Below are 8,431 nucleotides of genomic sequence, written 5' to 3' on the forward strand. Positions count from 1 at the left end.
CACCCTACGGCGCGGGGGTGACAATCCGGTCGCGTCGCCCCGGAAGATCCGCGCCGGGGGTGACGAGGGCGTTGGGCACCGTGCCGTACCGGGCGGCGTGCGGCCGGTACGGGCGGTCCTGGTAGCCGTCGAGGAGGAGCCGGTTGCGGTTGAGGCAGAGCCGGTCGATCCGCGGGGTGAGGAGGTCGAACAGCTCGAAGCGCTCGCGCAGCTCGGGGAAGCGGTCCTGGTGGCGGGCGATCTCGTCGCGCAGGAGGGCCCAGAAGTCGGCCTCGGGCAGGCCGGTCTGCGCCTCCAGGAGCGGGGCGAGGTAGCGGTAGACGCCGATGAAGAGCCCGGAGTGGAGGAACTGGCACAGGCCCTGCGGGGGCTCGCGGAGCAGGACGTCGTCGACCTCGGCGGGCAGGTCGCGCAGTTCGGGCAGGTCCTCGTCGCTCAGGTTGACGTCGTCGACGAAGTCCTTGACCGCGAGCCGGGCCGGGGCGTCGTGCGCGTCGAAGACGACGATGGCGTTCTCGCCGTGCGGGGAGAAGACCAGCCCGTAGCGGTAGAGGAAGTGCAGCAGCGGCGGCAGCATGGCGGCGAACAGCCGGCGGGTCCACTCGGCGGGGGCGAGCCCGGAGCGGGCGATCAGCTCGGCGGCGAGGGCGCGGCCGTCGGAGCCGGTCTGCAGGAGGGACGCGAGGGTGCGGGCGCGTTCGCCGCCGTCCAGGAAGGGGCCGAGCGGTTCGCGCCAGATCGCGCCGAGGAGCTCCTTGTACTGGTAGGGCGCCTCGGGCAGGTCGCGGTAGAGCGGGTGGTCGACGGTGACGGAGGCGATCTCGCCGAGCAGGATCACCCGGCACTCGTCGCGCAGGAACGGGTCCGCGTCGCGCAGGCCGTGGATCCAGGCGGTGACGGCGGGCGCGGCGAGGGTGCGCTCCACCGGCAGCCCGCGCCAGACCAGGGTGTTGAGGATGGAGAGCGGCAGTTTGACGGTGCAGCGTTCGGGGTGGGCGGTGTTGAAGAAGGAGCGGATGGACTGCTGGGGCAGCCGTGGGTCGCCGTCGGAGGGCAGCGGGACGATCTCGCCGGAGGCGATCCAGGGCGCGAACAGCGGGACGACCGTCTCGTCCCACTGCCAGGGATGGACGGGCAGCAGCAGGTAGTCGTCGGCGTCGGGGCCGAGCGCGGCGCGCAGCGCGCCGGGGTCGTCGAGCTCGCGGGCGTAGAGCTGCTCGGGCCGTTCGAGGCCGGGCACGCCGCGGTAGCGGGCGAGCCGGCGGTGGACGGCGATCCAGGGCAGCGGGCGCGGGGTGCGCGCCTCGGGGGCCCAGTGGGCGGCGTCGGCGGCGGAGAAGCCGATCCGGCCCTTGTTGGGGACGATCCAGGGGTGGCCCTCCTGGCGGCCCTCCAGCGCGGCGTGGTCGAGGTCGGCGAGTTCGGCGGCGGTGAGCGCGGTGGCCAGCTGGTGCGCGTCGGCGGTGAGGGTGGCGGTGAGCTCGCGGATCAGGTGGCCGGTGGTCTCGCCGCGCAGGCCGAGGGTGTGCCGGGCGTACGGGAGGAAGCGCAGCGGGTCTAGGCCGTCCTCGCGGTCGCAGCGGACGGAGTCCGGGTCGACCCGCCAGCTGCCGTAGGCGCCCCGGCGGGCGGTGAAGCGGTACTCGGCCTCGGGCAGCCCGAGCAGGTACTCGTCGTCCGCGTCCGGGACGGGGACCGGGGTGAGCAGTTCCTCGTAGGCGAACTCGCCGAGCATCTTGGCCAGCAGCGCGCGCCCGGCCCGCTGCCAGGGCCCGGGGGTGAGCTGCGGCGGCAGGTAGAGCGGCGGTTCAGCGGCCGGCGGTTGCGGCACGGGTCAGCTCCTGGGGGTGGGGGAAGGCGGGGACGGGCGGCGCGAAGCCGGTCCACGCGGTGCGGGTGGGCAGCCGGTGGACGGTGCGGCCGGTGACGGCGTTGAGGATGACGGCGGCGCGGTGGGCGCCGAGCCCGAGGTCGGGGGTGCCGACGCCGTGGGTGTGCAGTTCGGCGTTCTGGACGTAGAGGCCGCCGGTGAGTTCGGGCCGGGTGGCGACGCGGTGGTCCAGGTCGACCCGGTAGCGCCCGGCCGCGTCCCAGTCGATCAGGTGGGCGAGCGGTTCGAGCGCGGCCGGGCGGGCGGCCCGGTAGCCGGTGGCGAGCACCACGGCGTCGGTGCGCACGAGGTGCTCGGCGCCGGAGTCGGTGTGCCGGCAGCGCAGTTCGAGGCCGCCGCAGGGCCCGGTCCTGGCCTCGGTGACGGCGGTGCCGGGGGTGATCTCGACCGGGGCGGTGTCGATCGGGCGGCCGATGGTCCGCTCGTAGAGGTGGTCGTGGATCTCGGCGAGGGTCTCGGCGCTGGCGGCCTTGTGGAGCTGCCACTGGGCGGCGACCAGGGTGTCCCGGACGGGCTCGGGCAGGCCGTGGAAGTACCGGGTGTAGTCGGGGGTGAAGTGCTCCAGCCCGAGCTTGGAGTACTCCATGGGCGCGAGGGCCCGGGTGCGGGTGAGCCAGCGCAGCCGGACGCCGTCGCCGTCGTGGCGGCGCAGCAGGTCGAGGAAGACCTCGGCGCCGGACTGGCCGCTGCCGACGACCGTGATGTCCCGGGCGCCGCCGAGGGCGGCCCGCCGGTCGAGGTAGTCGGCGGAGTGGAACGCCCCGGGGTGGCCGTCGAGGGCGGCGAAGGCCTCGGGCAGGACGGGCCGGGTGCCGACGCCGAGCGCGAGGTTGCGGGCGTGCACGCGGCTGCGCCGGCCGGTCGCGGTGTCGGTCAGCTCGGCCCGGAACAGGCCGTCCTCCCAGTGCAGTTCGCTGACCACGGTGGCGAACCGGCAGGTGCCGAGCCGTTCGGCGGCCCAGCGGCAGTAGTGGTCGTACTCGCGGCGCGGCAGCTGGAAGCGCTCGGCGAAGTAGAACGGGAACAGCCGTTCCTGGTCGCGCAGGTAGTTGAGGAAGGACCACCGGTTGGTCGGGTCGACCAGGGAGACCAGGTCGGCGAGGAACGGCACCTGCATCCGGGCCCCGTCGACCAGCATCCCCGGGTGCCAGCGGAACTCCGGGCGCTGGTCGCAGAAGAGCGTCCGCAGGCCGGGGACGGGCTCGGCGAGCGCGGCGAGCGAGAGGTTGAACGGGCCGATGCCCACGCCGAGCAGGTCGTACGGCGGCTGGGGGGTCGAGGAGTGCACGGGGGTGTCCTAGGCGGGGAGTGGGGCGCGGTCGCGGATCATCAGGGCGGCGCGCTTGGCGGGCAGGTCGAGCTCGCCGGCCGGGCGGAACCCGGCGCGTTCGAAGGCCCGGACCGAGCGCCGGTTGCGGACGTCGGGTTCGGCCACCACCCGTTCGCAGAGCGGCCGTTGCCGCAGGATCCGGTCGGCGAGGGCGGCCAGCAGGACGGCGCCCAGGCCCCGGCCGCGGCTCGCGGCGGGGCCGAGCAGCAGGTGGACGCCGGTGTCGTGGGGCCGGGCCGGGTAGTGCGCGGCGAGCGGGTCGAGGTCGGCGCGGTAGACCTCCCAGTAGCTCATCGGGGTGCCGTCGAGCAGGCCCAGGCAGGGCACGCTGCGCCCGTCCCCGTCGAGCTGGGCCCGGACGTGCTCCGCGGTGACGGCGGGCGGGCCGGCGAGCTCCCAGAAGGCGGCGACCTCGGGGTCGTTCATCCAGCAGGCGAGCAGGTCGAGGTCGGCGGGCAGCCGGACCGGGCGGAGCCGGAACCCGCCGGCCGGGGTGGGGGTCTCGCCCCACCCGGGCACGTCGTCGAGCATCATGCCTCCGCCTCTCCCCCAGCCTTGGCGGCTGGGAGGTACCCCCATCGCTCGGCGGGGGCATTCGCCCACGCGCACCTCTTCCTGGTTCACTCTCCCCCAGCCTCCGGCCGGGGGGACCCCCACCGCTCGCTCACGCACGCGTCCGCCAGGGGGTTGGGGATGTCCACGTAGACGGACTGCGTGGCGACCGGGCCGACCAGCTCGTCCAGGCCGTTGATCCGGGTGAGCAGGTTGGCCTTGCAGGGCAGCGTCGGCGCGTCGAGCAGCAGGGCGGGCAGCGTCGAGCCGGTGGCGGTCGCCTCCGGTCCGGTGAGGAAGCGGCGCAGCGCGGCGAGCAGCACCGTTTCGTCGGCGAGCCCCTGGGAGCCGAGCGCCCCGACCAGGCCGAGCACGTGGTTGATGCCGAGGTAGTAGGCGAAGTGGTGGTCGATCACGTCGTCCGGGAGGAAGGTGTCGCTGTGCTCGCCGAGGCCGGGCAGCCGGGCGGTGAGCCGCTCGCGGGCGCTCTCCCGGTAGTAGTAGCCCTGGTTGTCGCGGTAGCGCCCGCCGCGGGGCCAGCCTTCGGCGTCGAGCAGGACGAGGCTGTTCTGCTGGTGCGCCTCCAGGGCGATGCCGCCTCGGCCGTCCAGCCACAGGACGGGGAGCACGACGGCGTCCAGGTAGCGCAGGAACCATTCAGCGGCCACGGTGCGCAGCGGGCGGCCGCAGCGCACGGCGAGCGCCCGGAGGGTGTCGCCGAGCCGGGACGGCACGGTGGCGCCGGTGCCGAGCGGCTGTTCGGCGACGAGCCCGGCGACGCACAGCGCGCGGTCGGCGGGGGCGAAGGGCTGGGCGCGCAGGACGGTGTCCAGGCCGCCGGGGTCGCCGAGGGCGGGGTGGTCGACGCCGATCCAGGCGGGGTCGCGGACGACGTCGAAGCCCGGGTGGGCGGCCCGCCACTCGGCGGCGAGTCCGCTCTCCAGCAGCCGGTGTACCTCCAGGCCGCGGTGGAGCTCCTTGCGCAGGTTCTCCCGGCGGGAGTTGGTGATCCGCAGGCCGAGCGAGAGCTTGAGCATCCACGGGGTGCCGGGCCGGTAGACGGTGCGCACCGACGAGGTGGGGTACCAGGGGTCGCCGGCCGGGCCGAGGTCGTGCAGGAGTCCTTCGGCGAGCAGGGCGGCGACGGCCGGGCGGTGGGCCAGCTCGCGGGCCTGCCAGGGGTGCAGGGGCAGGGCGGCGGTGCCGGGCGGCAGCGGGGCGCGGTCGCCGAGCAGGCGGGCGGTGATCCGCTCGGCGGTCTCGGGGAGGGCGGATCCGGCGGCGAGCAGGGCCCGGTCGACGGCGTACCAGTGGAGTTGGAAGGAGCCGTGCAGTTCGGGCGAGTAGGCGGCGCTCTGGGCCGGGCCGAGGCCGTCGCGGCTCTTGGGGGTGGGGTGCAGGGGGTGGCCGAGCAGCAGGGACTGTTCGGCGGCGAGGAAGTGGGAGCCTTCCGGTCCGCCGGGTGCGGCGCCGGTGCGGCGGTGGGCGAGGATCTCGGCGGTGCGCACGACGGAGTCGGCGACCCGGGCGGCGAGGTCGGCGACCTGTCCGGGGTCGGGCCGGTCGGCGGCCGCGGCGGCGAGCAGCGCGGCGGCGGTGACGGCGTCCACCGGGGCGTCGGGGGCGCCGTCGCCGGCGCCGAGGCGGGCCGGGCCGAAGCGGTGCCAGCCGCCGGGCGACCAGTGGCGGACGGGCGCGGAGAGCCGTGCGGCGCCGCCGAGCACGGCGATCCGCAGTCGGCCGTCCGGTCCCGGGCGGGCGCCGGTCTCGCGCGTCCAGCAGCGCAACAGGGCCTCCAGCGCGGCCTGTTCGGCGGCGACGGCGGGGTCGGGGTGCAGCAGCGGGTCGGGCCCGGCCGACCGGTCCGCGGGCGGCGGCGTTTCGGGCGGGGCTCCGGTCAGGGCGGCGGTGCTCAAGGGTGCTCCTCGGGACGCGTGGGGTGCGGACGCGCGCGGATGGCGGAGGGGGGGTTCGGCGGGCGCTCGCACCGTCGCGTCAGGTAAGGGTTACCTATCCCTGACGGGTGATCACAAGGACGGCTCACTCGTCCGGGTGAAGATCGGTGATTGTTCACCGCCGGGGAGGAGGCCCGGTTGTACCGGTGGCTCCTGTGGAGGCTTCGTCACGGATCGGTGACCACCGCTCAGGAGCCGCAACCCGGGGGCGCCCGGCGCCGTCCTCCCGACCAGTGGAAGACTCCTACCCCGGACCGTCCCGTCCACGAACCACCGCCCCGTCCACGCACCGATCCACAGGGGGAAGCGCACAGATGCCATCGATCCACCGGTCCGCCGTCGCAGCCGTCCTCGCCGCCGGCACCCTGTTCGCGGTGAGCGCCTGCGGCCCGGACGGCCCGTCCTCGGCCACCGGCACGGACACCGCCGCACCGCCGCCCGCCTCGGCGAGCGGCCCCGGCAGCCCCGCCCCCGGCGGCGGCGTCATCGGCGGGATCACGCTGCCCTCGGGCATCCCCACCAGCCTGCTGGAGGGCCTGCCCAAGAGCTGGGACGACCTGAAGAAGTGGAAGTTCGAGGACTGGGACAACTGGGCGTCCAAGCACGTCTTCAACAACCCGGTCGTGAAGGACTTCTGGAACCCGGACAAGATGGGCGACTCCAAGCCGGCCGACCCGGCCCCGCCCACCGCCAAGCCGGCCGCCGACGACGGCGTGACCGACCCCGAGCCGCCGGTGGTCAAGGCCGTGCCGGTGCCGCGCCCGTACACCAAGCAGCCCTCCGGCAAGGTGTTCTTCAGCGCCCAGGGCGGCCGGGGCAACTGCTCGGCGACGGTCATCACCGACCCGCAGCACCCGGGCAAGAGCAACCTGGTCTGGACGGCCGGCCACTGCGTGCACGAGGGCAAGGGCGGCAACTACTACAAGGACCTCGTGTTCGTGCCCGCCTACAACAACTCGGGCGCCTCCAGCGGCGGCAAGAAGGCCCCGCTGTCCGAGCTGGCCCCGCTCGGCACCTGGTGGGCCGACCAGGTCACCACCTCGCCGCAGTGGGTGGTCGAGGGCGGCGGCACCGGGGACTCCGCCAGCCAGTACGACTTCGCGATCATGCACGTGAGCAACCAGAGCGGCACCGGCAAGTCGCTGGAGGAGACGGTCGGTTCGGCCGTCCCGGTCTGGTTCGACGCCCCGCGCGACCGGCTCTCCGTCTCGGCCGTCGGCTACCCGCTCTACAAGCCGTTCGACGGCCAGGAGCTGTACAAGTGCGACGGCGGGAAGCCGACCCGCCTGTCCTTCGACCCGAAGCGGCCGTCGATGCTCACCATCGGCTGCAACATGACCCAGGGCGCCAGCGGCGGCGGCTGGTTCGCCACCATGCCCGACGGGCGGACGGCGCTGGTCAGCAACACCTCGATCGGCACCCAGGAGCACACCTCGCTGAGCGGCCCGTACCTGGAGACGGTCGCCAAGAACGCCCTGGACTGGATCTCCAGGAAGCAGTGACCGCGTTCACCCACCGCCGGGGACGATGCACCGTGCCGTACACCACCCGCGGACGCGTGCCGCGGCGCCGGGCCGCACTGGCCGGCGCCGCGGCGCTCGCCGCGCTCGCCCTCACCGCGACCGCCTGCGGGCCGGACCGGCCCGCGGGGAGCGCCGCGAGCGCGCCGGTCACCCTCGCCAGGCCGGCGCCGCCGACCAGCCCCGGTGACCTGGCCGGCTGGAAGGTCGACGACTGGGCCCGCTTCGTCGCCGACAGCGCCTTCGCCAACGAGGTGCCCCCGGGCTTCTGGTCCCGCGCCAGGATGGAGGCCGCCAAGAGCCGGCCCGTCCCGGAGGCCCCGCGCACCGCCGCCCAGGGCGACGCGCCGCAGGACGCTCCCCCGGCCCCGGTCCCGGCCCAGGCGCAGCCGCACCCGTACGGCCCCGCCGCCGCCGTGGTCGGCAGGCTCTTCGTGACCGCGCCCGGGGGCGACGCCGCGTGCTCCGGCACGGTGGTCTCCGACCCGGCCGCCCCGGGCCGCAGCGACCTCGTCTACACCGCCGCCCACTGCCTGCACGACGGCAAGGGCGGCGCCTGGCTGCGGAACGTCACCTTCGTGCCCGGCTACAACCGCGACGGCCAGGCCGGCCGCGGGAAGCCGGCCACCGACCAGCAGGTGTCCCCGTACGGCCGCTGGACGGCGGTGCGCGCGCTGGTCTCGCCGACCTGGCTCAAGGAGAGCGGCACCGGCGCCCACGACCAGTACGACTACGGGATCGTCCGGGTGCGCGACGAGAGCGGCTCCGGCCGGTCGTTGGAGGAGACGGTCGGCGGCTCGGTCCCGGTCTGGTTCAACGCCCCGCGCGAGCAGATCACCTCGGCGTCCGCCTACGGCTACCCCGCCGAGAAGCCGTTCGACGGTACGGAGCTCGACCACTGCGACGCGCCGGCCGCGCCGGCCCGGCTGGCCTTCGACCGGGCCCGCCCGCCGATGTACGCGATCGGCTGCACCATGACCGGCGGCGCCGACGGCGGCGGCTGGTTCATCGTCAAGGACGGCAAGCCCAACCTGATCAGCGTCACCTCGGTCGGCGACCGCAACCCGACCGGGTACCTGGCCGGCCCCTCGCTCCAGGACCAGGCGAAGCAGGCCTTCGAGTACTTCGCCAAGAACGTCCGGTGACGTGCGAAGGCCCCCGGACGGAACCCCGTCCGGGGGCC

General features: G+C 75.1%; 6 protein-coding genes. 2 read left to right on the plus strand and 4 right to left on the minus strand.

Translation table 11 applies throughout. From position 1 onward, the window contains the following. Positions 1-4: 4 nt before the first annotated feature. Genes ACFXDE_RS38700 through ACFXDE_RS38715 form a run of 4 tightly spaced genes read right to left on the minus strand, consistent with a single transcriptional unit; the run spans position 5 to position 5,761 of the window. A complete protein-coding gene (locus ACFXDE_RS38700; protein ID WP_380499010.1) occupies positions 5-1,831 on the minus strand; it encodes an IucA/IucC family protein in 1,827 nt (608 codons plus the stop codon). Further along, the gene (locus ACFXDE_RS38705; protein ID WP_380499011.1) at positions 1,809-3,179 is read right to left on the minus strand and encodes a lysine N(6)-hydroxylase/L-ornithine N(5)-oxygenase family protein; all 1,371 of its coding nucleotides are present in this window, start codon (positions 3,177-3,179) and stop codon (positions 1,809-1,811) included. The genes ACFXDE_RS38700 and ACFXDE_RS38705 overlap by 23 nt, the downstream gene beginning before the upstream one ends. 9 nt (positions 3,180-3,188) lie before the next feature. Then, positions 3,189-3,800: a GNAT family N-acetyltransferase gene (locus ACFXDE_RS38710; protein ID WP_380499012.1), complete on the minus strand. Its 612-nt coding sequence runs from the start codon at positions 3,798-3,800 to the stop codon at positions 3,189-3,191. Positions 3,801-3,841: 41 nt separating this feature from the next. After that, complete coding sequence (locus ACFXDE_RS38715; RefSeq protein WP_380499013.1) at positions 3,842-5,761, minus strand: IucA/IucC family protein; 1,920 nt, start codon at positions 5,759-5,761, stop codon at positions 3,842-3,844. Positions 5,762-6,042: 281 nt separating this feature from the next. Here ACFXDE_RS38715 and ACFXDE_RS38720 point away from each other — a divergent pair, with 281 nt between their 5' ends. Together ACFXDE_RS38720 and ACFXDE_RS38725 are read left to right on the plus strand one after the other, a co-directional pair. Further along, positions 6,043-7,230 (plus strand): trypsin-like serine peptidase, encoded by a 1,188-nt coding sequence (locus tag ACFXDE_RS38720; RefSeq protein ID WP_380439458.1) that lies wholly within the window; start codon positions 6,043-6,045, stop codon positions 7,228-7,230. A gap of 32 nt (positions 7,231-7,262) precedes the next feature. Beyond that, a complete protein-coding gene (locus ACFXDE_RS38725) occupies positions 7,263-8,393 on the plus strand; it encodes a trypsin-like serine peptidase (RefSeq protein ID WP_380499014.1) in 1,131 nt (376 codons plus the stop codon). The last annotated feature ends 38 nt before the right edge of the window (positions 8,394-8,431 follow it).

Source organism: Kitasatospora sp. NPDC059408 (genome assembly GCF_042751525.1).
Lineage (GTDB): Bacteria > Actinomycetota > Actinomycetes > Streptomycetales > Streptomycetaceae > Kitasatospora.

Bases quoted from the DNA above. Each gene is read 5' to 3' on its own strand.
- ACFXDE_RS38710 (WP_380499012.1), bottom strand. From the start codon at position 3,800: ATGGGGGTACCTCCCAGCCGCCAAGGCTGGGGGAGAGGCGGAGGCATG.
- ACFXDE_RS38720 (WP_380439458.1), top strand. From the start codon at position 6,043: ATGCCATCGATCCACCGGTCCGCCGTCGCAGCCGTCCTCGCCGCCGGC.